General features: G+C 58.6%; 17 protein-coding genes. 15 read left to right on the top strand and 2 right to left on the bottom strand.

All coding sequences use genetic code 11. From position 1 onward, the window contains the following. The first annotated feature begins 42 nt into the window (after positions 1-42). The 10 genes from DIT72_RS09075 (at position 43) to DIT72_RS09030 (ending at position 11,127) form a co-directional block, all read left to right on the top strand. Positions 43-1,080, top strand: a complete 1,038-nt coding sequence (locus tag DIT72_RS09075; RefSeq protein ID WP_135954925.1) for a DUF58 domain-containing protein — start codon at positions 43-45, stop codon at positions 1,078-1,080. Continuing rightward, positions 1,077-3,161: a transglutaminase TgpA family protein gene (locus DIT72_RS09070; protein ID WP_135954924.1), complete on the top strand. Its 2,085-nt coding sequence runs from the start codon at positions 1,077-1,079 to the stop codon at positions 3,159-3,161. The genes DIT72_RS09075 and DIT72_RS09070 overlap by 4 nt, the downstream gene beginning before the upstream one ends. Positions 3,162-3,192: 31 nt before the next feature. After that, the gene (gene holB, locus DIT72_RS09065) at positions 3,193-4,197 is read left to right on the top strand and encodes a DNA polymerase III subunit delta' (RefSeq protein ID WP_135955151.1); all 1,005 of its coding nucleotides are present in this window, start codon (positions 3,193-3,195) and stop codon (positions 4,195-4,197) included. Between the two features lie 113 nt (positions 4,198-4,310). Further along, the gene (locus tag DIT72_RS09060; protein ID WP_008171779.1) at positions 4,311-4,661 is read left to right on the top strand and encodes a PilZ domain-containing protein; all 351 of its coding nucleotides are present in this window, start codon (positions 4,311-4,313) and stop codon (positions 4,659-4,661) included. 8 nt (positions 4,662-4,669) lie between these two features. Further along, positions 4,670-5,587, top strand: a complete 918-nt coding sequence (locus tag DIT72_RS09055) for an alpha/beta fold hydrolase (protein ID WP_135954923.1) — start codon at positions 4,670-4,672, stop codon at positions 5,585-5,587. Continuing rightward, entirely contained in the window at positions 5,577-6,479 is a 903-nt protein-coding gene (locus DIT72_RS09050) for a DUF4892 domain-containing protein (protein ID WP_228260770.1), read from the top strand. The genes DIT72_RS09055 and DIT72_RS09050 overlap by 11 nt, the downstream gene beginning before the upstream one ends. A gap of 5 nt (positions 6,480-6,484) precedes the next feature. Next, positions 6,485-7,696, top strand: coding sequence for a patatin-like phospholipase family protein (locus tag DIT72_RS09045; RefSeq protein WP_135954922.1), 1,212 nt, complete (start codon positions 6,485-6,487; stop codon positions 7,694-7,696). A 60-nt stretch (positions 7,697-7,756) separates the two neighbouring features. Beyond that, positions 7,757-8,641 carry a 50S ribosomal protein L3 N(5)-glutamine methyltransferase gene (gene prmB, locus DIT72_RS09040; protein ID WP_135954921.1) on the top strand — a complete coding sequence of 295 codons (885 nt, stop codon included), beginning with the start codon at positions 7,757-7,759 and terminating at the stop codon, positions 8,639-8,641. A 25-nt stretch (positions 8,642-8,666) separates the two neighbouring features. Then, positions 8,667-9,761, top strand: a complete 1,095-nt coding sequence (gene aroC / locus DIT72_RS09035) for a chorismate synthase (protein WP_135954920.1) — start codon at positions 8,667-8,669, stop codon at positions 9,759-9,761. 217 nt (positions 9,762-9,978) lie between these two features. Continuing rightward, on the top strand, positions 9,979-11,127 hold the full coding sequence (locus DIT72_RS09030) for an MFS transporter (protein WP_135954919.1): 1,149 nt from the start codon (positions 9,979-9,981) through the stop codon (positions 11,125-11,127). A 7-nt stretch (positions 11,128-11,134) separates the two neighbouring features. On the opposite strand, the gene DIT72_RS09025 is transcribed toward DIT72_RS09030, so the two are convergent. Together DIT72_RS09025 and DIT72_RS09020 are read right to left on the bottom strand one after the other, a co-directional pair. After that, the gene (locus DIT72_RS09025) at positions 11,135-12,280 is read right to left on the bottom strand and encodes a PilT/PilU family type 4a pilus ATPase (RefSeq protein WP_135954918.1); all 1,146 of its coding nucleotides are present in this window, start codon (positions 12,278-12,280) and stop codon (positions 11,135-11,137) included. Next, positions 12,270-13,154, bottom strand: coding sequence for a LysR family transcriptional regulator (locus DIT72_RS09020; RefSeq protein WP_135954917.1), 885 nt, complete (start codon positions 13,152-13,154; stop codon positions 12,270-12,272). Before DIT72_RS09020 ends, DIT72_RS09025 begins: the two co-directional genes overlap by 11 nt. Positions 13,155-13,468: 314 nt before the next feature. Here DIT72_RS09020 and leuC point away from each other — a divergent pair, with 314 nt between their 5' ends. The 5 genes from leuC to DIT72_RS08995 all read left to right on the top strand — a co-directional run bounded on the left by leuC (position 13,469) and on the right by DIT72_RS08995 (position 21,484). Beyond that, positions 13,469-14,887: a 3-isopropylmalate dehydratase large subunit gene (gene leuC, locus DIT72_RS09015; RefSeq protein ID WP_135954916.1), complete on the top strand. Its 1,419-nt coding sequence runs from the start codon at positions 13,469-13,471 to the stop codon at positions 14,885-14,887. A gap of 17 nt (positions 14,888-14,904) precedes the next feature. Further along, entirely contained in the window at positions 14,905-15,552 is a 648-nt protein-coding gene (gene leuD, locus DIT72_RS09010) for a 3-isopropylmalate dehydratase small subunit (RefSeq protein ID WP_135954915.1), read from the top strand. Positions 15,553-15,698: 146 nt separating this feature from the next. Beyond that, positions 15,699-16,772 carry a 3-isopropylmalate dehydrogenase gene (gene leuB, locus DIT72_RS09005; RefSeq protein WP_135954914.1) on the top strand — a complete coding sequence of 358 codons (1,074 nt, stop codon included), beginning with the start codon at positions 15,699-15,701 and terminating at the stop codon, positions 16,770-16,772. Between the two features lie 116 nt (positions 16,773-16,888). Further along, the gene (asd, locus tag DIT72_RS09000; protein ID WP_135954913.1) at positions 16,889-18,004 is read left to right on the top strand and encodes an aspartate-semialdehyde dehydrogenase; all 1,116 of its coding nucleotides are present in this window, start codon (positions 16,889-16,891) and stop codon (positions 18,002-18,004) included. A gap of 390 nt (positions 18,005-18,394) precedes the next feature. Next, positions 18,395-21,484 carry a FimV/HubP family polar landmark protein gene (locus tag DIT72_RS08995; protein ID WP_135954912.1) on the top strand — a complete coding sequence of 1,030 codons (3,090 nt, stop codon included), beginning with the start codon at positions 18,395-18,397 and terminating at the stop codon, positions 21,482-21,484. Positions 21,485-21,540: the final 56 nt, after the last annotated feature.

Genomic DNA, 21,540 nt, shown 5'->3' with positions numbered 1-21,540 from the left:
TAGTTGGGCACTGATGAAAACCGGTTCAGCAGCAGGGTATTTATGTTGAAGGTAATTGGCGACCGCTGGCGGCACTGGGTGAACCGGCGCGTTCCACGTTCTGACCACCGCTCTTTCGGGCAGCGCAATATCTTTATTATGCCTACCGGCGCCGGTGTTGTATTTGGCTTCCTGTTGCTGATCATGCTGATCACCGGTATCAACTACCAGAACAGTCTGATCTACCTGCTGACCTTCCTCCTGGGTGCAGTCGTGGTGGCGGCCATGCACCAGACTCACCGCAATCTTTCCGGGCTGGAGCTTACCCTGATTCAGGCCGGTGAGGGCTTTGCCGGGGAGGTGGTTCCGTTTCGCCTGCGTGCGGCTTCTCCCCGCCACGATACTCTGGCCCTGTCGCTGGCCTGCGATGAGGTGGTTCTCCACCAACAGCATATCCCGTCCGGCCAGCAGGCGGACCTGAATCTGTTGGTTCCCGCCTACCAGCGTGGTTACCTGCAGCCGGATCGCATCCTGGTGGAAACCCGCTTTCCGTTCGGGCTTTTCCGCGCGTGGTCCTGGTTGCGGCCGCTCAGCGCCGGCATTGTCTATCCCGGTCCACTGGCGGCGCCGGAGGTGGCCAGTACCGTCCAGGATGGTGAGGAACAGGCCAAATCCCGCTCGATCGATGGCAATGATCATGCGGATATCCGTCCCTGGCGCGAGGGGGACATGAGCCAGCGGGTGCAATGGAAACGCTACGCGCGCACCGGGGAAATGGTTATCACGGACTGGGAGGGAGAGCAGGGCAGCCCCCAGTGGCTGGATTATGACGCCTTTGCAGGAGTGGAGCGGGAACTGCGGCTGGGCTATCTGGCGCATCAGGTGCTGGAACGCTCCAGGAGCAACAGCCGTTTCGGACTGAATCTGCCGGGTCAGGTGATAGAGCCGGACACCGGCGCGGGCCATGCCAGTCGCTGCATTAAGGCGCTGGCTGTTTTCGGTCTTGAACAACCAGAGGGAGGTGGGCCATTGCCCACTGGCACCCGTGCCGTTGGCGGCGCAGGGCATTCGCGCCACGCCAGCGGCGAGGGCGCTTTATGATAAAGCGGTTAACAAACCGGAACCGCTCCGCCAATGCTCCGGAAACCACCGAGCTGGTGTCGGGTCGGGCGATGATCTGGTTGATCGCCAGCTTTGCCCTGTTACTGGTGCCCCAGTGGGACCGGTTACCGGTATGGCTGATCGCCAGTTGCATCGTTCTTGCCGGCTGGCGCTGGCTGGCCCAGACCGGGCGCCTGAGACTGCCCGGCAAGTGGTCGCGAAGCGGCCTTATGCTGGTGCTGGTGGCCATTTATATTGCCACGGTTCAGGGGCGTTTCACGGTGGAAACCGCGTCGTCCTTTTTTGTGCTGGCGGTGGGCCTGAAATGGCTGGAGACCCGCTCGGTGCGGGATTTTTACGTGCTGTTTTTTATTCTGGTCTATCTGGCCACGGTCAATTTCCTGTTTCACCAGGAAATTCATTGGAGCGTTCTTAACCTGGCCGGGGTTGCCATGCTGTTTGTTGGACTGCAGATCGTCAATGCGCCGGATATCCCCGGCGCCATGAAGTCCGGCTGGCGTCGTCTGGGCATGATGCTGTTGAAAACCCTGCCGATTGTGGTGCTGCTGTTCGTGTTTTTCCCCAGAATGGCCCCCTTATGGAGTGTGCCCCTGGTATCGGGTGAGGCGCGGACCGGCATCAGCGATTCCATGACCCCCGGTGATATTTCCAGCCTGGCCCAGAGCAGTGAGCGGGCATTCCGGGTTACCTTCGGTGGCGAAGCGCCTCCCTACCGGGACCGTTATTGGCGCGGCCTGATTCTCGACCGGCTGGAGGGCGACACCTGGCAGCAGGGTTCCGGGCGCCAGTTCCGCAGGCCCGGGCGTGTCTCCGTTGACGGCGGCAGGGGTGAGCTGGAATCCGGTCAGTATGACGTGTTAATGGAGCCCACGGATCAGACCTGGGCTTTTGCTCTTGAAGGTTCCGAAGCCGTTTCGGATAATGTGCAACCCGACGACCAGGGGCTTTTCCGTTTTAACCGGCCGGCGGACAGCCCGGTCAGATACCGCATGGCGCTTGCCAACGAAGCGCAGTCTGATCAAGTTGGTGGGGTACCCGATAATGTACAGCGGTATCTCCAGTTGCCCCGTTCCGGTAATCCCAGAGCCAGGGCGTTTGCCGAAGAGCTTGCCGCGGAGTTCCGCAGGCCCGGAGCTGTTGTTCAACACTTGCTGGACCGGTTCCGCCAGCAGGAGTATTTCTACACCCTGCGCCCGCCTGCCATGCCCGATGACGGCATCGACGCCCTGCTGTTCGATGAAAAACGGGGGTTCTGTGCCCATTATGCCGGTGCCGCTACCTTTGTGCTTCGTGCCGCCGGCATTCCTGCGCGCGTGGTGGTGGGCTATCAGGGTGGCGATGCCGGCGCCGATGACGACTATCTGATCATCCGCCAGTATGACGCCCACGCCTGGGTGGAAGCCTGGCTGCCCGGTCAGGGCTGGGTGCGTGTGGACCCCACCGCTGCGATTGCTCCCCAGAGGATCGAATCCGGCCTCAGGGATGCCATGGCGGATGAGGGCTCTTTTCTGGAAAACGAATGGACCTCTCCCCAACGCTACGGTGATATGGCAGCGCTTCAGTGGGCGTCGTTGCAGCTCGACCTGATGAACTATCACTGGCAGCGCTGGGTGGTGGGCTACCAGGGTCAGTCACAGATGAACCTGATGTCCCGATTGCCCGGCGGTATCGGCCTGCGTGAGCTGGGTTATATCACCGCCGGTCTCGTAGGCGCGGGTTTGCTGCTGGCCGGTCTGATGACGGCATGGCAGTATCGGCGTGCTGAAAGCCGGGATCCGTTCAGCCGTGTCGTTGCCCGCTGGCATCGCCTGTGTGACCGTGCAGGTGTGCCTGTCCGACATGGTGAAACGCCGTCGCAACTGGCCTCAAGGCTGTCCCGGGTAATGCCTGAGGCGGCGGGAACGGCAACTGCTTTTGCCCGCGCGGTCAACAGACATTACTATGGCGGTGAATCCGGAACCGACAGCCGTGGCGAACTGGCCAGAATGAAGCGGCTGCTGACAGCGATGAAAAGACAGGCTGACCGCCAGTCCCCGGGGCGCCCCGGGGGCAACCACTGAAGGTGAACGAGTGAATACCTCCATAGCAACAATGGCCTGGCTGCAGGATAGCTGGGACAGGCTGATGCAGCGCATGACGGGCGGGCGGCTGCCCCACGCCCTGCTGGTGACTGGTGAGCACGGTGTCGGCAAGCGCCTGTTTGCCAACGCCCTGGCAGGGCTGCTTGTCTGTGACCGGCCTGACCGGGCCGGGGGCGCCCCCTGTGGCCGCTGCAAGCAGTGTGAACTGGTGTCTGCCGGCACCCATCCCGATATCCGTGTGTATGCACCGGAAAAATCCAGGATGATAAAGATCGACCAGATTCGCGCCCTGTCGTCGTTTGCCGTGGGCTCTCCCCAGGTAGCAACGCGCAAGGTTGCGATTATCGACCGGGCTGACCAGCTCAACATCAACTCCGCCAATGCTCTGTTGAAGACACTGGAGGAGCCGGCAGATGATGTCACGCTGGTGTTGCTCCAGGAGAGCGGGCGCCCGGTGCTGCCCACTATCCGGTCCCGTTGCCAGAGTCTGCTGATTGCGACTCCTGGCAAAGATCAGGCCGCGCACTGGCTGGCCGCGACCGTGGAAAAGCTGGACAGCGACAGCCGGCCAACGCCGGAACAATGCCAGAAGGCCCTGGGGCTATCTGCCAATGCCCCGCGTCTGGCGCTTGAGTATGCCACCGGTGACTTCATCACGGTTCGCGATGAAGCACTGGAGAACTTCCGGCGCTTCATGAAAGGCCAGCTTTCTGTTGCCGAAGCGGCAAAGCCCTTCAAGGCTATGGGGCTTGAAAGTGCGCTGTGGCTTTTTGAAGGTTGGGCCGGAGATCTGGCACGTATTGGTGCTGGCAGCCATCCCCGGGATGAAGACGCAGCGGAAATGCTGACGTTCCTCGCCACTCATAATCCGCCGTGGCGGGCGCATGAAATTCTGGATGCGATCCATGAAGCCCGGTCCGCTGGCGTCTACAATGTGAATCCCGAGTTTGAGGCGGGGCGGCTGCTGATGGCCTGGCAGAAACTGATGCCGGTTCGCCGTCCGGCAGCGGGGTGATTGCCCCGCAGGTTGCTGGCGGGATAGGGCAGTTTTGAACAACTACTGTTATGATTGCGGAATATCACGAGTTTCAGGACTCCGATCATCAAAAAAAGAGATAGGTGTTTACTATGGGGCCCGGTTTTGGCGCGCGCAGTGGCATTCTTACCCTGACCATCAAGGACAAGGCCGTACTGTATGCGGCCTATATGCCTTACATCCGGCAGGGTGGCCTGTTTATACCCACACAGAAACAGTATCAGCTGGGGGATGAAGTTTTTCTGCTGCTGAACCTGATGGACGAACCGGAAAAGATTCCTGTAGCCGGCAAGGTTATCTGGATTACTCCAAAAGGTGCCCAGGGCAATCGCGCCGCCGGTATTGGCGTTCAGTTCAACGGCGATGACGAAACCGCCCGCACCAAGATCGAATCCTATCTTGCCGGTTCACTGAGCTCGGATCGACCCACTCACACCATGTAAGCTTTTCAATGAATGATACCGCTCTGGATGCTCTCTCCGATGCCACTGTTCTGCATCGGGAAATGGAATGGTCACTGAACCACATCACCCTTGCGGGCCTGCACTGGCCCGCTGCCAGCTCCACGAACCACTGCCCGGTACTGATGATTCATGGCTGGCTGGACAACGCTCTGTCATTTGCCCGGCTGGCACCGGAACTGGCCGGGCAAAGGGATGTCTATGCAGTGGACCTCGCCGGTCACGGGCATTCCGGCCACCGGCCACCGGGTCAGGGCTACCTGTTGATGGACTACGTTGCTGATCTGGCCGAACTTGTCGAAGCCTGTTTTCGTAGCGAGCGGCATCCACAGGTCGATCTTGTTGGTCACTCGCTGGGCGGGATTGTCGGGGTTCTGTACGCCGCGGCTTTTCCTGAGCGGGTGCGCAGGCTGGTGATGATCGACAGTCTGGGCCCGATCAGCCGGCAGCCGGAGGAAGTGGTTGGCCAGATGCGCAAAGCGATCGAAAAACGGATGACAGGTTCCGCTAAACACGTCGTATACCCTGACTTGCGGGCAGCGGCCAAAGCCAGGCAGGGGGGAATGATCCCGCTCTCGCAGGAGGCTGCCGAAATGCTGGTTGCACGCAGCATGGAGCCGAGGGGAGATGGTTTCGTATGGCGCACGGATCCGCGTTTGCGACATCCCTCGATGATCATGATGGACGAATCACAAGTGGAGGCATGTCTGGGTAACGTTGTTACGCCAACCCGCTTCATAAAGGCCGAAAAAGGCCTGCTGGCGAGCCGGCCGGAGCTGGCTTCACGAACCAATGCCATTACCAGCCTTGACCTGGTTTCTGTTGCCGGGGGCCACCATTGCCACCTCGACGGGGATATCGGGCCGGTTGTTGATGCAGTCAAAGGCTATCTAGACGATGCAAAATAAACGCTTATCGCAATCTGCGACCTGTCTGGCAATGTTGTTTATGGGCTGGGCCGGCTTTGTGTCCGCCCAGATGCCCCCGCCGGAAGCTTTTTCCGAGGCGGAGCTGGAAGAGGAAATTACCATCGATTCTCCCGGCCACCTGGTGCTTTTCAGCCCGGTCAGGGAAGTAAACAATGAAATACGGTCGGCCAGTATGGCCAGGCTTCCGGTCAAGGGCGTCGGACAGTTGTATGAGGTACAACGGGGCGCTAACCGTGAAGAAGCGCGGGATCATTACCTGCGGGAGCTGCAGGCGCGGGGTGCACAGGTGCTGTTTGAGTGCTCGGGCCGCGGTTGCGGGCGCAGTAATGTCTGGGCAAACCAGATATTTGATCAATCCGAGCTTTATGGTCGGGACAGCAACCAGGATTATCTGGTGGGAGGCTCGATCGATGAGAACGGACAGCCCTGGCTGACCCTGGTTTATACCGTTACCCGGGGCAACAATCGGGAGTACGTGTGGGTTGAGCATCTGGTGGCCCCCCGCGGCACCGAGATCCCGGGCCTGGGCAACGAGAGCGCCCGCATCAAGGGGCCGGTTATTGTGCCCTGGCAGGGCGGTATTACCTACCAGTTCGACTGGACCGGCGCTGACCGTCGAATCATCAATGACTGGGCAGGGGAAGAAGGCGCTCGCGTGATACTGGCTGCCTATTCGGAACTACAGGAAGACGAAAGCTTTGAGGAATCTCTGGAGCGCGCAGAACAAGCGGCAAATTCCCTCGCCCGGGTGCTTGTCAAAAGTGGCGTTTCCGAAAGCCTGCAGACGATTATTACGGTCGGGCCTGCGGTGGTCATACCCAATCCCGACCGCCAGGGCGACCGCGTTGAACTGATGGTGATTACGAGGTGAAAGGGATGAACAAGCCGACAGATTCCACATCCCGGGATGAAGAGCAGAAGCCCAAAGACGCTGTTTCGCAGCTGGTCACCAGCACCGGAATCTCTGCAGCACAGTCCACCAGGGCGGAAGAAAAGCCTGCTTCAGGCAAAACCGGCAAGGGCAAAACCGTTGCGCTGGCGCTGGGTAGTGGCGGCGCCAGGGGCTACGCCCATATTGGCGCCATCGAGATACTGGTGGAAAGGGGCTATGAGATTGTTGCCATTTCCGGTTGCTCCATGGGGGCACTGATTGGCGGTGTGTTCGCAGCCGGCAAGATGAAGGACTACAAGGACTGGGTAACCGGCCTGGGCCAGTTTGACGTACTCAAACTGCTGGATGTGACCTTCAATTCCGTCGGTGCCATTCGCGGTGAGAAAATCTTTTCCGTGGTCCGGGAGATGATTGGCGAGACCCGGATCGAAGACCTGCCATTGGCCTACACCGCAGTCGCCACCGATCTTCTGGCCCATAAGGAAATCTGGTTCCAGGAAGGCCCGCTGGACCAGGCGATCAGAGCCTCTGTCGCCATCCCCAGCGTGGTGACGCCCCTGGTGCTGAATGGTCGGGTGCTGGTGGACGGTGCGCTGTTGAATCCTTTGCCCATTATTCCGACCATTTCCTCCCATGCGGACATGGTTGTGGCGGTGAACCTCAGTGGTGAGGATGACCAGAGCCGTCGGGTGCCGGATGCCGCGTTTGCAGACACCGGAGATGACGGTGCTGAGCTGGATGAGTGGATGGACAAGCTCCGTGACAAGGCCTCCCGCTGGTTTGACTGGGATGCGATCAAGACCTTTGCCGCAAGGAAGGAACCCGGCACGACTGATTCTCCGGAAGAAAAGATCAGCAAGGCGGTTGCCGGGAATGAAACCGGCAAAACATCGGAGGCGATCAGGGCGGAGCCCGCAAAGAGCAAGGATGACCACGAAACCATTGACTGGGACAAACTGGGTATCGGCAAGTTCGATGTGATGAACCTGACCGTTGAAACCATGCAGAGCGCCCTGGTGCAATACAAGATTGCCGGCTATCCGCCGGATCTGCTGGTGAATATTCCCAAGAACGCCGGCCGCAGTTATGACTATCACAGAGCGCCGGAGCTGATCCAGTTGGGCCGCGAACGCATGGCGGCGGCCCTGGACCGGTACGAGGACAACCTCAACAGCTCCGGCCCGATGGCGCTGTAAACATGGCGGCGGATGCGTATAATTCCGCCCCTTGACCATTTCCGGACAGGAAGAGAGTTTGTGACCAGCCCGATTGATGACCTGCATACCGTCAGGGATTACCTGCGCTACGCTTGCTCCCGTTTTGCCGATTCCCCCCTGTTCTTTGGCCACGGCACCGACAATGTCTGGGACGAGTCGGTCCAGCTGGTCATGCGCAGCCTCCATTTGCCGCTGGAAAACAACACCCTGTTTCTGGACGCGCGCCTGACCCGGGATGAGCGGCAACTGATCGTCGATCGCATGGAGCGCCGGATCAGCGAGCGGGTGCCACTGGCCTATCTGTTGGGAGAAGCCTGGTTTATGGGGCTGCCCTTCCATGTGGACGAGCGCGTGCTGGTGCCGCGGTCTCCTTTGGGGGAGCTGATTGAGAGCGGTCTGCAACCCTGGCTGGGAGAACATCCGGTAGGCAGGGTGCTGGATCTGTGCACCGGCAGTGGCTGTATCGGTATTGCTGCGGCCACCGTGTTTGATGAAGCAGAGGTGGATCTGTCGGATATCTCAGTCGACGCCCTCGAGGTGGCAGACGCCAACATCGAGTATCATGAGGTAGGTGACCGGGTAAGAACCGTTCGTTCGGATGTTTTTGACGGCATCGAAGGCCGTTACGATGTCATCCTCAGCAACCCTCCGTACGTAGATGCTGAAGATATTGCGGATATGCCGGCGGAATACAGCCACGAGCCGGAACTGGGTCTGGCAGCAGGTGGTGATGGGCTGGATATTGCCCACAGGATCCTTGCCGGTGCGGCGAATCATCTCAATCCAGGTGGCTTGCTGATTGTGGAGGTGGGAAACAGCTGGCCAGCGCTTCAGGAGGCGTATCCGGAGCTGCCCTTTACCTGGCTGGAATTCGAGAATGGTGGTGACGGCGTGTTCCTGTTAACTGCTGAAGACCTACATTAAAACCCCTGGATAAGATACTGAAATCATGTCGGGAAATAGCTTCGGAAAACTGTTTACGGTCACCAGCTTTGGTGAGAGCCATGGTGCAGCACTTGGATGCATTATCGACGGCTGCCCTCCGGGACTGGAGCTGTCGGCAGAAGATATGCAGCGGGACCTGGATCGTCGCAAGCCGGGCACATCGCGGCATACGACCCAGCGCCGGGAAGCGGACGAGGTCAGGATTCTGTCCGGTGTTTTCGAAGGTAAAACCACTGGTACGCCCATTGGCCTGATTATTGAAAACACTGATCAGCGGTCGAAGGACTATTCAAAGATTTCCGGGCAGTTCCGTCCTGCTCATGCTGATTACACCTACATGCACAAGTACGGTGTGCGGGATTATCGCGGTGGTGGTCGCTCCTCGGCACGGGAAACGGCCATGCGAGTGGCCGCCGGTGCGGTAGCGCGGAAGTTTCTTGAACAGCGGCTGGGTATCAGGATCCGCGGCTACCTTTCGCAGCTTGGTCCGATAAAGATCGAGAAGCTGGACTGGGAACAGGTCCATGAAAATCCGTTTTTCTGCCCGGACGCGGACAGGGTTCCTGAGATGGAGGCCTACATGGATGCGCTGCGCAAAGAAGGCAATTCCATCGGTGCCCGTATCAATGTCGTGGCAGAGGGTGTGCCCCCCGGTTTGGGGGAGCCCGTTTTTGATCGGCTGGATGCCGACCTGGCGCATGCCCTGATGAGTATCAATGCCGTGAAGGGCGTGGAGATTGGTGCCGGTTTTGGCTGTATTGACCAGAAGGGCACGGTGCACCGGGATGAACTGACGCCTGAGGGTTTCCTGTCCAACCATGCCGGCGGTGTGCTGGGCGGTATTTCTTCCGGGCAGCCGATTCTGGCCAGTATTGCGCTGAAGCCGACATCGAGCCTGCGGTTGCCGGGGCGCAGTATCGATGTGGATGGCAATCCGGTGGAGGTGATCACCACCGGGCGGCATGACCCCTGCGTGGGTATCCGGGCTACCCCGATTGCCGAGGCGATGATGGCTATTGTGCTGATGGACCATTATCTGCGCCATCGCGGCCAGAACGGAGATGTTTCTGTCTCAACCCCGGACATAGGCCAGGCCTGATTTATCAACACCCGTAGGTCGGATTAGCCAAAGGCGTAATCCGACAATCAGACGGCCAAAACCGGTGCCTGCCACGAAGAACAGGGCCATTCAAAACACGCCACGTAAATACTTCCATGTAGGGCTCGGTCGCGCCATCCCTGGCGCTCCACGGTTTTGAATGGCCCCGTCCTCCGTGGCGATTGAACCTCTGTGATAACTCTCTGGAGAATCCGTTATCTACTGGCGCCTTTCCAACCTCTACTTCTGGTTTTTCGCCCTACTGGGCGGTCTGCTCCCGTACTGGTCCCTGTATCTGGAAGGCCGGGGCTTTTCCTATCTCGAGATCGCCACACTCATGGCGACGATCCAACTGACCAAGATTGTTGCGCCCAGCGTGTGGGGCTGGCTGGGGGATCGGTCCGGGCAGCGGGTTCGTCTGGTCCGGTTCGGCGCGATTACCGGTTCGCTGTTTTTTGCCGGGGTGTTCCTGGAGCCGGGATTTTACGGGCTTCTGCTGGTGATGCTGGCGTTTACGTTTTTCTGGAATGCGATTCTTCCGCTGTATGAGGTGATTACCCTGCGGACCCTGGGAGACCAGCGGGACAAGTATGGCAAGGTCCGGCTCTGGGGGTCTGTCGGGTTTATCGGCGCTGTTGCACTGGTGGGCGGGATTCTGGAGCTGGTGCCGATCCGTCTTTTGCCGTGGCTGTTATTGCCGGTATTTGCAGGTATCGCGGTGTCGGCATTTCTGGTGCCATCGGAGCGTGGGGAGCGCAAGCCGCCGGCGCCCAAGGGCAGTCTGAAGGCGATTGTGACGCACCCGGCGGTGGTGACGTTTTTCCTGATGAATTTCCTGCTGCAGGTGTCTCACGGGGCGTATTATACGTTCTTCAGCATACACCTCGCGCAGCATGATTATGGCAAGCTGGCGATCGGGCTGCTGTGGTCGCTGGGGGTGGTGGCTGAAATCGGGTTATTCCTGGTGATGCACCGGCTGACCCGGAGCTTCACGGTGCGGCAGATCGCCATCGCGGCTCTGACCCTGACCATGATTCGCTGGGTGCTGATCGCGGAAGTGACGGATGTACTGGCTGTGCTCATCTTTGCCCAACTGCTCCATGCGGCCTCCTACGGAGCGCTCCATGCCATTTCCGTGCAATACATCCAGGGTTTCTTCGGCCAGCATCATCATGGCCAGGGCCAGGCGTTATATAGCGGGCTGACCTTTGGTGCCGGTGGTGCTATCGGTGCCTGGATGTCGGGCTTTCTGGTGGAGGGTTTCAATACCTCGGCCGCTTTCTGGGGGGGTGCGGTGGCCATGCTGGTGGCAATTGTCATCACCTGGCGGGGGCTTCGTCCCCCGCCGCTGGCAGACAATTGCTGACGCAGGTTCAACCCGGCTCGTCTTCCTCGTCTTCTTCAACCTGCAATGACAGACCGCTGCCCGTCGGCCCGGTGGTGGATGGCGAGCTGCCGCCCTGGCCGTGAAGCTTGATCTTGAGGCGCAGGTTGTTGGGAGAGTCGGCATTTTTCAGTGCTTCTTCTTCGCTGATCTTGCCGTCCTTCCACAGGTTGAACAGGGCAAGGTCGAACGTCTGCATGCCGATATTAGCGGATTTCTCCATGATTTCCTTGATGCCTTCCATCTGTCCGCGCAGAATCAGTTCAGAAATTGTCGGTGTGCCCAGAAGGATCTCGATCGCGGCGCAACGCTTTTTATCGACGGTCGGGATCAGGCGCTGCGAAACAAACGCTCGCAGGTTCATTGAAAGATCCATCAGCAACTGTGGCCGGCGCTCTTCCGGAAAGAAATTGATGATCCGGTCCAGGGCCTGGTTTGCGTTGTTGGCATGAAGGGTTGAAATGCACAGGTGCCCGGTTTCCGCAAAGGCCAGTGCATGCTCCATGGTCTCGCGATCCCGGATTTCGCCGATCAGGATAACGTCAGGAGCCTGACGCAGCGTGTTCTTCAGCGCCTTATGAAAGCTGCGTGTATCCACGCCGACTTCACGCTGGTTCACAATGCATTTCTTGTGGCGGTGAATGTATTCCACCGGGTCTTCAATGGTAATGATGTGGCCCGAGGAATGGGCGTTGCGGTAATCGATCAGAGCCGCCAGAGACGTCGATTTGCCGGAGCCCGTGGCACCCACGAACAGAACCAGCCCTCGCTTGGTCATCATGACTTCTTTGAGAATCGGCGGCAGACCGAGATCGTCCGCATTCGGGATTTCAGCCACGATGTTGCGGGCGACAATGGAGATCTCATTTCGCTGGCGAAAGATATTGACCCGAAACCGGCCTACATTGCGAACGCTGTACGCCAGGTTCATTTCGAGTTCCTGCTCAAACTCCGCAACCTGTTCCTTGTCCATGATCTGGTAGGCAATGTCCTTGATCATGCCGGGTGCCATCGGGGTGCGATCGATTGGCTTCAACGCACCATGAAACTTCGCACATGGTGGCGCGCCGGTACTCAGGTAAAGATCCGAGCCATCGTTCCTGGCCAGAACTCTGAGGTATTCATCAAAACTCATGTAAACTCCCTTCTTCTGATTTAACGATTTCAATCAATGCCCTGGCAGCGCCGGAAAGCTGTCGTCCGGATAGCCCGACTGCCCCCAGTACGCGGGTGACAGGGAAGCCAAGGTCGAGAGGCCGAACACTGTCATCCACCATGTTCAGAGGTAAAACGCTCCAACCCAATCCGACGCTGGTCATCATCTTGATGGTCTCAAGATAGTTCGTTGGCATCTGCGGGTGCAGGGGCAGAGTGGCCTCCATAAATAACCGGCTTACCACGCGGTAGGTTGCTGTGGTGGTGTCCGGCAGCAGGGCCGGATGGCTGGCCAGATCGCTCAGTGCTGGCGAATCAATCGCGGCCAGCGGATGTTCCGGACCGACCACGAACGCTATCGGGTCCGCCCACTGATCGTATACCATGAAGTGGCTGTCCATACTGTCACTAAGTGTGACAAAGGCCAGTTCCGCATTGCGCTTACGCATCTGTTCATAGGCGGCATCAGATTCCATGAATTGCAGGCTCAGTGACACCCCCGGATAGGCCCGGTTAAAACGCCGCAGCCAGTTTGGCAGGTGATGAAGGCCGATGTGGTGGCTGGCGATGATCCGCAATTCACCTTCTACCGTTGCCGATTCCGGGAACAATGCCATGCGCGCATTATGAATCGCATCAAGTATCTGACGAGCGTGGGGCAGCAAACGGGCACCGGCATCGGTCAACCTGACCTGTCGGTTACCCCGGTCAATCAGCTTTACTCCCAGCTGGTTCTCGAGTGCGGCCAGGCGTTTGCTGATTGCAGGCTGCGTCAGGTGGAGCAGCTCCGCGGCTTCGGAAAACGACTCCTGGTCTACAATGGTCAGGAACGCCTTGAGCGAATTTGCGTCCATTTGTGATGACCTCGATATGAAGTTTTGTCGGATTTCGCTGTGCTCTATCCGACCTACGGTTGGTGTTTGCCCGAACAAGGAGGTAGGTCGGATTAGCCGTAGGCGTAATCCGACGCTGTTGTGGCGTTACCTCCAACTGTCGGATTTCGCTTCGCTCTATCCGACCTACGATTAATTCCGGCAAGCGGCATCAATTCTGATATGCCAGAAAGGAATGCACAACATAAAAAACATGAATTGAGGTTATTCGGGGGTAAGCGGTAAGATGGCTCCATAACGGTAAAAACAGCAACCCCCGGAAAGTGAGAGAGAACATGGCGGGCAAGACCTTATATGACAAATTGTGGGACGACCATCTCGTCAAGCAGCGGGATGACGGTTCTGCGCTGATCTACATCGACCGGCATTTACTTCACGAAGTGACTTCACCACAGGCCTTTGAAGGACTTCGTCTGGCAGGGCGCAAGCCCTGGCGACTGGATGCCAATCTTGCCACTCCGGATCATAACGTACCCACTACCGACCGCGCCCGCGGCGTGGAAGGCATTGTCGACCCGGTGTCGCGGATTCAGGTGGAAACCCTGGACAGCAACTGTGACGAGTTCGGGATTCTTGAATTCAAGATCATGGACCAGCGCCAGGGCATTGTGCATGTGATCGGGCCCGAGCAGGGCGCGACCTTGCCCGGTATGAGTATTGTGTGTGGCGATTCCCACACCTCGACCCATGGCGCCTTCGGTTGCCTCGCCCACGGCATTGGTACCTCGGAAGTGGAACACGTGCTGGCGACCCAGTGCCTGGTCCAGCAGAAGATGAAAAACATGCTGGTTAAGGTGAACGGCAAACTCGGGCCGGGTGTCACCGGGAAAGATGTGGTACTGGCCATCATCGGCAGGATCGGCACTGCGGGGGGTACCGGTTACGCGATTGAATTTGGTGGTGAGGCAATTCGTGACCTCTCCATGGAAGCCCGCATGACCATCTGCAACATGTCCATAGAGGCGGGTGCCCGGGTGGGTATGGTGGCGGTCGACCAGACCACCATTGATTACGTCAAGGACCGCCCGTTTGCACCGAAAGGCGAGATGCGGGAGCGGGCTATCGAATACTGGAAGACCCTGCACAGCGACGATGACGCCAGTTTCGACAAGGTCGTTGAGCTGGAAGGCTCAGAGATCATGCCACAGGTGAGCTGGGGTACATCTCCGGAGATGGTGGCCGGTGTTGGGGGCCATGTGCCGGACCCGGAGGCGGAAACCGATCCCATCAAGCGGGAAGGCATTGTCCGGGCCCTCAGATACATGGGCCTGAAGCCGAATATGCCGATAACCGAGATCAGACTGGACCGTGTGTTTATCGGGTCCTGCACCAACAGCCGCATTGAAGATCTCCGCGAAGCCGCGGCAGTTGTGAAAGGCCGCAAGGTGTCGCCATTGCTCAAGCAGGCCATGGTGGTTCCCGGTTCCGGACTGGTGAAAGTTCAGGCGGAGCAGGAAGGGCTGGACCGGATCTTTCTCGAGGCGGGCCTGGAGTGGCGGGATCCGGGATGTTCCATGTGCCTGGCCATGAACGCCGACAAGCTGGGGCAGGGTGAGCACTGTGCCTCCACCTCGAACCGCAACTTTGAGGGTCGCCAGGGCTTTGGCGGGCGCACCCATCTGGTGAGCCCGGCAATGGCAGCAGCGGCGGCGATTAACGGGCACTTCGTTGATGTCCGCGAGATGATGAACTGATCCACAGGAGAGACACCATGCGAGCATTAAAGCAACACAGGGGCATTGTTGCCCCCATGGACCGGTCCAACGTGGATACGGACATGATCATTCCCAAGCAGTTTCTGAAGTCTATCAAGCGCACCGGTTTCGGGCCGAACCTGTTTGACGAACTGCGGTATCTTGACGAGGGCAAGCCCGACCAGGATTCTTCGCAGCGGCCGATCAACCCGGACTTCGTGCTTAACCAGGACCGCTACAAGAACGCCAGCGTGCTGCTGGCCCGACGCAACTTTGGCTGCGGCTCCAGCCGCGAACACGCTCCGTGGGCGCTGGAAGATTTCGGTTTCCGCGTTATCATAGCGCCCAGTTTCGCAGATATTTTCTATAATAACTGCTTCAAGAACGGGCTGTTACCCATTGTTCTGGAAGAGGAAACTGTTGATCAGCTTTTTCAGGAGGCGGAAAAGGAAGAAGGCTATCAACTGGCCATTGACCTTGAAGCAAAAACCGTAACCACGCCTTCCGGTGAAACGTTCGCTTTCGAGGTGGATGATTTCCGCCGCCACTGTCTGCTCAACGGCCTCGACGACATTGGCGTGACGCTGGAGGATGCGGAGGTGATCAAGGCCTATGAAGCGTCCCGGCGGGAGACTGCGCCCTGGTTGTTTGGGGCCGGTGGTTGACCGGCGTTTTGGCAGCTGTGAGAGAGTTTGTCGGATTACGCTCCGCTAATCCGACCTACATTGATGGGCGCACTGATTAACCGTAATTCCGTAGGTCGGATTAGCGGAGTGTAATCCGACAATTCAACGAATCCAAAGGAAACAAAATGTCCCGATCTATCCTGATGCTCCCCGGCGACGGCATCGGCCCGGAAATTGTTGCTGAAGCCGAAAAGGTGCTGCACAGAATCAACGAAAAATTCGATCTTGGGCTGCACTTTCAGTCCGGCCTGGTCGGTGGTGCTGCGATCGACGAAACCGATACGCCGCTGCCTGACGATACCCTGGACAAGGCCCGCAAGGCGGACGCCATTCTGCTGGGCGCTGTGGGCGGACCCCAGTGGGATAGCCGGCCCATGGCAAGCCGGCCGGAGAAGGGCTTGCTGGGGCTGCGCTCCAACCTGGAGCTGTTTGCCAATCTGCGCCCGGCAATTCTGTACCCGCAGCTGGCCTCGGCGTCTTCGCTGAAGCCGGAAGTGGTATCGGGCCTGGACATCATGATTGTCCGCGAACTGACCGGCGGCATCTACTTTGGCCAGCCGCGGGGCGTGCGTGAACTTGAGAATGGTGAACGCCAGGGTTATAACACTTACGCCTACACCGAATCGGAAATCCGTCGTATCGGCCGGGTAGCCTTTGAAACCGCCCAGCAGCGCGGTAAGAAACTGTGCTCCGTCGACAAGGCAAACGTACTGGAAGTGACTGTTCTGTGGCGTGAAATCATGGAAGACCTGCGCCGGGAGTATCCGGATGTGGCACTGTCCCACATGTACGTCGATAACGCGGCGATGCAACTGGTACGGGCGCCCAAACAGTTCGATGTGATTGTGACTGGCAACATGTTTGGTGATATTCTTTCGGACGAAGCGGCCATGCTGACGGGTTCCATCGGAATGTTGCCGTCTGCTTCCCTGAACTCCGAGAAGCAGGGCATGTACGAACCCTGTCACGGGTCCGCGCCGGATATCGCGGGCCAGGGCATCGCCAACCCGTTGGCCACCATCCTCAGTGGAGCGATGATGCTGCGCTACAGTCTTGGTGAAGAAAAAGCGGCCGAGGCGATTGAGGCGGCGGTCAGCAAGGTGCTGGATCAGGGCCTGAGAACGGCGGATATCATGTCCCCCGAAGGGCGGAAAGTGTCTACCCGGGAAATGGGTGACGCGGTTCTTGCCGCGCTCTGAGGCCGACAGTTTTCAAGACCCGACGACAACGCGACGCTGTTGTTGCGGGATCATCCATCCTGTCCCTGCCAGCGATAAAGGCAGCGGGCGGGCATAAAACGAGGTTCAAAGGTCGCATGAAGCGAGTTGGACTTATTGGCTGGCGCGGTATGGTGGGCTCTGTCCTCATGCAGCGCATGCGTGAAGAAAACGATTTTGCAGATATCGAACCCATCTTCTTTACCACTTCCCAGGCTGGAAAACCGGCCCCGGATGTAGGGAAGGAAGGCGTGCCCGCTTTACAGGACGCTTTCGATATCAACACCCTGAAAACCCTGGATGTAGTGGTTACCTGCCAGGGCGGGGATTACACCGGAGCAGTGTATCAGAAGCTGCGTGATGCCGGATGGCAGGGTTACTGGATTGACGCCGCGTCCACGTTGAGGATGGTCGATCACTCCGTGATTGTGCTCGACCCGGTCAATCGCAGGGTGATCGATGACGCACTGGCAAAAGGTGTGAAGGATTATGTCGGTGGCAACTGTACTGTCAGCCTGATGATGCTGGCCCTTGGTGGCCTGCTGGAGCAGGACCTGATCGAGTGGGTGTCGCCCATGACTTACCAGGCCGCCTCCGGCTCAGGGGCGCAGAACATGCGCGAACTGCTGAACCAGATGGGCGAGCTGAAGGATTCGGTGAGTGACGAGCTGGCAGACCCTTCGTCCGCCATTCTCGAGATTGATCGCAAGGTTACCGATACCATGCGCTCTGACGGGTTCCCCACCGAGCACTTTGAAGTGCCGCTGGCCGGTAGCCTGATTCCGTTTATCGACAAGCAGCTGGATAACGGGATGAGCAAGGAAGAATGGAAAGCGGGTGTTGAGACCAACAAGATTCTTGGCCGCAGCGACAACCCGATCCCCATCGATGGTATCTGTGTTCGCATCGGCGCCATGCGGTCTCACAGCCAGGCGCTGACTATCAAGCTGAAGAAGGACCTGCCGATATCGGAGATAGAGTCGATTCTGGCGAAGGCCAATGACTGGGTGAAGGTGGTCCCCAACGAGCGGGATGCCACCATTCAGGAGCTGACGCCCGCGAAGGTAACCGGAACCCTGAGCGTTCCCATCGGCCGCATCCGCAAGCTTGCCATGGGCCCCGAGTATATCTCGGCGTTTACCGTTGGTGACCAGTTGTTATGGGGCGCGGCAGAACCACTGCGGCGAATGCTTCGCATCCTGCAGGAGAAATAATAAAGACCCGCAGTGGGCAAGATTATGCCAACTGTGTCCGGTTTCAGAGAACCGGTCAGGGGCGGAGGCTGCAATGCGCCTCCGCCCCTGTTATTTTCGGATGCACTTTGTAAATATTGCGCCTCTGTTGGCCCGGGATAGCGACATTTCGGGCGAGGGAATGGCCGGATCATCTTTCGGTAACAATATGTTACTGAATATTCGTAAAAAAATGGTCCAGGTACTGCGGCTGATTGATTGATTAAAGGCGTATTATCAACAATACTTGCCGGGCTGAATATTAAAAACATTACATAATAACGATAGTAATCAAGACGGAAGTCATCCAACCTCGTCCGATATCTGTTCCCATGAACAGTAACGAATAACGGAGACTGGTAAGGAAAAAGCATGAAGGTACGCAAGCTTGCGGTTGCTCTGGCTCTGGCGGGAGGGCTCGGTTCCGGCGTCGCACAGGCCCTGGGTCTGGGAGAAATAGAATTACAGTCCTATCTGAATGAGCCTTTGGATGCAGAAATCAATCTGCGTAAAAGCGAGGGAGTTGACCCCGGCGATGTATTTGTAAATATCGCTCCCGATTCGGCCTATGAAAGGGTCGGTATCGATCGGAACCATTTCCTTACCAAACTGGATTTCCGGGTGACCACCACACCAGATGGCAGCCTGGTGGTCAACGTTTCGTCCCGTGAACCATTACGGGAACCCTATCTTAATTTCCTGCTGGAAGTGACATGGCCCAATGGCCGTCTGATGCGGGAATACGCCGTTCTGGTTGACCCACCGGTCTATGCCGAGGAATCCGGTGTACAGGAACAGATCGCGGCGCCTGCAACTCGCGAGGCGGCGCAGCCGTCGCGCCAGCAGACGCAGCCCCGCGCTCAGGCACGGTCTCAGGCGCCTCAGCGCACCGCGAGCGAGCGAGCCCGCAGTTACGGCCCCACCGGGCCGTCTGATACCCTCTGGAATATCGCTGCCAGCGTTCGCCCGGACAACAGTGTTTCCATGCAACAGGTGATGCTGGCACTCCAGGACCTCAATCCGGACGCCTTTATGGGCGGCAACATCAACCGCCTCAAGCGCGGTGAAGTTCTGCGGGTGCCCGATATCGAGGACATTCGCAGCCGTTCCCGTGCCGAGGCCAACCGGCAGGTGGCCGTGCAGAATGAGGCACTCTCCAGTCCTGAACGCACGGTTGACGCTACCGACGAGGCTGCGGATTCCCGGGTTGCCTCCGGTCAGAGTGGCCAGGGCGAAACCGGCGGCGACGAGCTGAGATTGTTGGCCAGCGACGACACTGGCAGCCGCGATTCTGCGGAAGGTGGTTCCGCAGGCGGCGACGGTTCCACCGCCGGTGGCGTTGATGCGGGTTCTGCCGTTGCCATGGAAGAGCTGGAGAGCGCCCGCCGGGAAAACGAAGAGCTCACCGGCCGTGTTGACGACCTGCAGGAGCAGGTAGAGACACTTCAGCGTTTATTGGAACTGAAGAATACCCAGATTGCGGAGATTCAACAGGCAGAAGCCGAGGCAGGCGGTGAGCAACCGGTCGACGCTCCTGACGAAGAAACCCTGGCAGAGCAGGTAGCGGAAGACGATATTGAGGCCGCTTCCGGAACGGATGTTGCCGGCGCGGACACGGACGAATCCGATGCCGCTGAAACCGGAACCGAAACCGGTGTTGCGGATGGCACCGCCACGGATCAGGACGCGGCCCCGGCAGAGGAAGATCCTGCTGTGGACGAATCGGTTGCTGAAATGTCAACGGCTGCTGACGAATCCGGGGAAGAAGCAGAAGTTGCAGCACCGGCGCAGCAGGCAGAGCAGGAGCCGGCTGCTCCGCCGGCACAACCTGACAGCGGTTTCCCCGGTAATGTGATCGGCGCCATCACCAACAACCCCATGTACCAGATTGCCCTCGGCGGGGGGCTGATCGTTCTGCTATTGCTGTTGCTGCTGCTGGCGCGTCGTAACGCCAATCGTGAAAAAGCGTTCTACGATCAGCTCGGTGGCGAAAATGAGAATGACAGCGATACCTTCAACCTGACGCTGGACGAAGAAGAAAGTGCCCAGGGCGCTGATAGCGATCCGTTGGCCGAAGCGGATGCCTACATTGCCTATGGCCGGATGGATCAGGCGGCGCAGTCACTGGAAACGGCCATCTCCCGGGAGCCGAGCCGCACGGATCTGCGGCTGAAACTTCTGGCGGTCTATGCAGACACACAGGACCGGGCGTCGTTCGAGAAGCAGATGCGCGAAGTAGAGGCCCTGCAAGACGAGCAGGCCGTTGCCCAAGCCCACGCGCTCCAGTCGCGTCTTGAAGAAGCCGAGTCGATGCCCAGCATCGACGACCTTGAGTCGCAGCTGAGGTCCGATTCTTTTGAGACGGGCGGTGTGTCGTCCGCGGATAATCTCTCCGATGAGCTTGTTTCAGACCGTTATGAATCCCATTCAGGCGAAATCGAGGAGAACGAGTTTGGCAGTCTGGAAACAGACTTTGCAGAGCTGGACCCGGACGAACCTGAAGCTGCCGGCACTGAAACGGCCGGCACTGAAGCAAAGTCCGATCCGGACGATCTGATCGAATACGACCTGTCCGAGATTGATGTTTCGGGGGACGAGGCCGAAGATCTGACTGACGAGTCGTTCGATTTCACGCTGGAGGATGACTTTGAGTCCGGGACGGAAACCGGCGAAGTCGATAACCTGGAGACAGACGATTCCGACGAGTTCGGCTCACTGGAGATTGATGAGGAAGACCTGGCGACATCCGTACCCGATGCCGGGACTGCCGGGTCGCCAGCAGAGGAGCTCGATTCACTGGATGAGTCTTTCCTTGATGATCTGGATGCGGAGCTGGACAAGGTTGCCGGCGACGACAACACGTCCGTTGACAGTGACGGGAACGAGCTGGACGACCTGGAGCTGGATGTATCCGACGATGATCTCGCCCTGATGGATGAATTTGCCGACACCGGCGATTCCGCTGGTACGGAAGGACTGGATACAGGAGGGGTAAGCGCCGAGGCAGAGGCAGAGGCAGAGGAAGGTGCAGCGTTATTTGACAGGGAGCCTGGTCTGGAAAACAGCCTGGGCAGCGAAGAGCCCGACGATCCCGAAGCAACGGTTGCCGCTGTCGAAGCCGTAGAGGATGAGTTTCCGGAACTGAGCGACGAAGATCTCGAGAGGGCTTTTGAGGCCGGGCAGTCCGCCGGGGACGCTGAAGAGCCACCGTTGGCGTCGGACTCCACACTTGCCGGGACTTCTTCCGGGGCGGCTGACATTGATGAGTCCGAGCTCGGGGACGATGACGATTTCGACTTCCTGTCGGGAACCGATGAGGCATCAACCAAGCTGGATCTGGCGAGGGCCTATGTGGAGATGGGCGATGTGGATGGAGCCCGGGACATCCTGGAGGAAGTTGCACTGGAAGGAGATGAGGAGCAGAAAGCGGAAGCGCAGGGTCTCCTTAAAAATCTGTCCTGATTCGATATAATCAGGTTCAGAAGCGCGAAACGCCGGCTACCGGGTAACTCCTGGAC

The sequence above is a fragment of the Marinobacter orientalis genome (assembly GCF_004792665.1).
GTDB classification, from domain to species: domain Bacteria; phylum Pseudomonadota; class Gammaproteobacteria; order Pseudomonadales; family Oleiphilaceae; genus Marinobacter; species Marinobacter orientalis.
Note: the sequence above shows the minus strand (reverse complement) of the source record. Positions and strands in the feature narration are given on the sequence as shown.

What these genes read in the sequence shown, in the direction of transcription:
- DIT72_RS09045 (WP_135954922.1), top strand. Translation starts at nt 6,485, where the DNA reads ATGAACAAGCCGACAGATTCCACATCCCGGGATGAAGAGCAGAAGCCC.
- asd (WP_135954913.1), top strand. Translation starts at nt 16,889, where the DNA reads ATGAAGCGAGTTGGACTTATTGGCTGGCGCGGTATGGTGGGCTCTGTC.
- DIT72_RS09050 (WP_228260770.1), top strand. Translation starts at nt 5,577, where the DNA reads ATGCAAAATAAACGCTTATCGCAATCTGCGACCTGTCTGGCAATGTTG.
- leuC (WP_135954916.1), top strand. Translation starts at nt 13,469, where the DNA reads ATGGCGGGCAAGACCTTATATGACAAATTGTGGGACGACCATCTCGTC.
- DIT72_RS09060 (WP_008171779.1), top strand. Translation starts at nt 4,311, where the DNA reads ATGGGGCCCGGTTTTGGCGCGCGCAGTGGCATTCTTACCCTGACCATC.
- DIT72_RS09025 (WP_135954918.1), bottom strand. Translation starts at nt 12,280, where the DNA reads ATGAGTTTTGATGAATACCTCAGAGTTCTGGCCAGGAACGATGGCTCG.
- DIT72_RS08995 (WP_135954912.1), top strand. Translation starts at nt 18,395, where the DNA reads ATGAAGGTACGCAAGCTTGCGGTTGCTCTGGCTCTGGCGGGAGGGCTC.
- leuB (WP_135954914.1), top strand. Translation starts at nt 15,699, where the DNA reads ATGTCCCGATCTATCCTGATGCTCCCCGGCGACGGCATCGGCCCGGAA.
- DIT72_RS09055 (WP_135954923.1), top strand. Translation starts at nt 4,670, where the DNA reads ATGAATGATACCGCTCTGGATGCTCTCTCCGATGCCACTGTTCTGCAT.
- aroC (WP_135954920.1), top strand. Translation starts at nt 8,667, where the DNA reads ATGTCGGGAAATAGCTTCGGAAAACTGTTTACGGTCACCAGCTTTGGT.
- leuD (WP_135954915.1), top strand. Translation starts at nt 14,905, where the DNA reads ATGCGAGCATTAAAGCAACACAGGGGCATTGTTGCCCCCATGGACCGG.
- DIT72_RS09020 (WP_135954917.1), bottom strand. Translation starts at nt 13,154, where the DNA reads ATGGACGCAAATTCGCTCAAGGCGTTCCTGACCATTGTAGACCAGGAG.
- DIT72_RS09070 (WP_135954924.1), top strand. Translation starts at nt 1,077, where the DNA reads ATGATAAAGCGGTTAACAAACCGGAACCGCTCCGCCAATGCTCCGGAA.
- holB (WP_135955151.1), top strand. Translation starts at nt 3,193, where the DNA reads ATGGCCTGGCTGCAGGATAGCTGGGACAGGCTGATGCAGCGCATGACG.
- DIT72_RS09075 (WP_135954925.1), top strand. Translation starts at nt 43, where the DNA reads ATGTTGAAGGTAATTGGCGACCGCTGGCGGCACTGGGTGAACCGGCGC.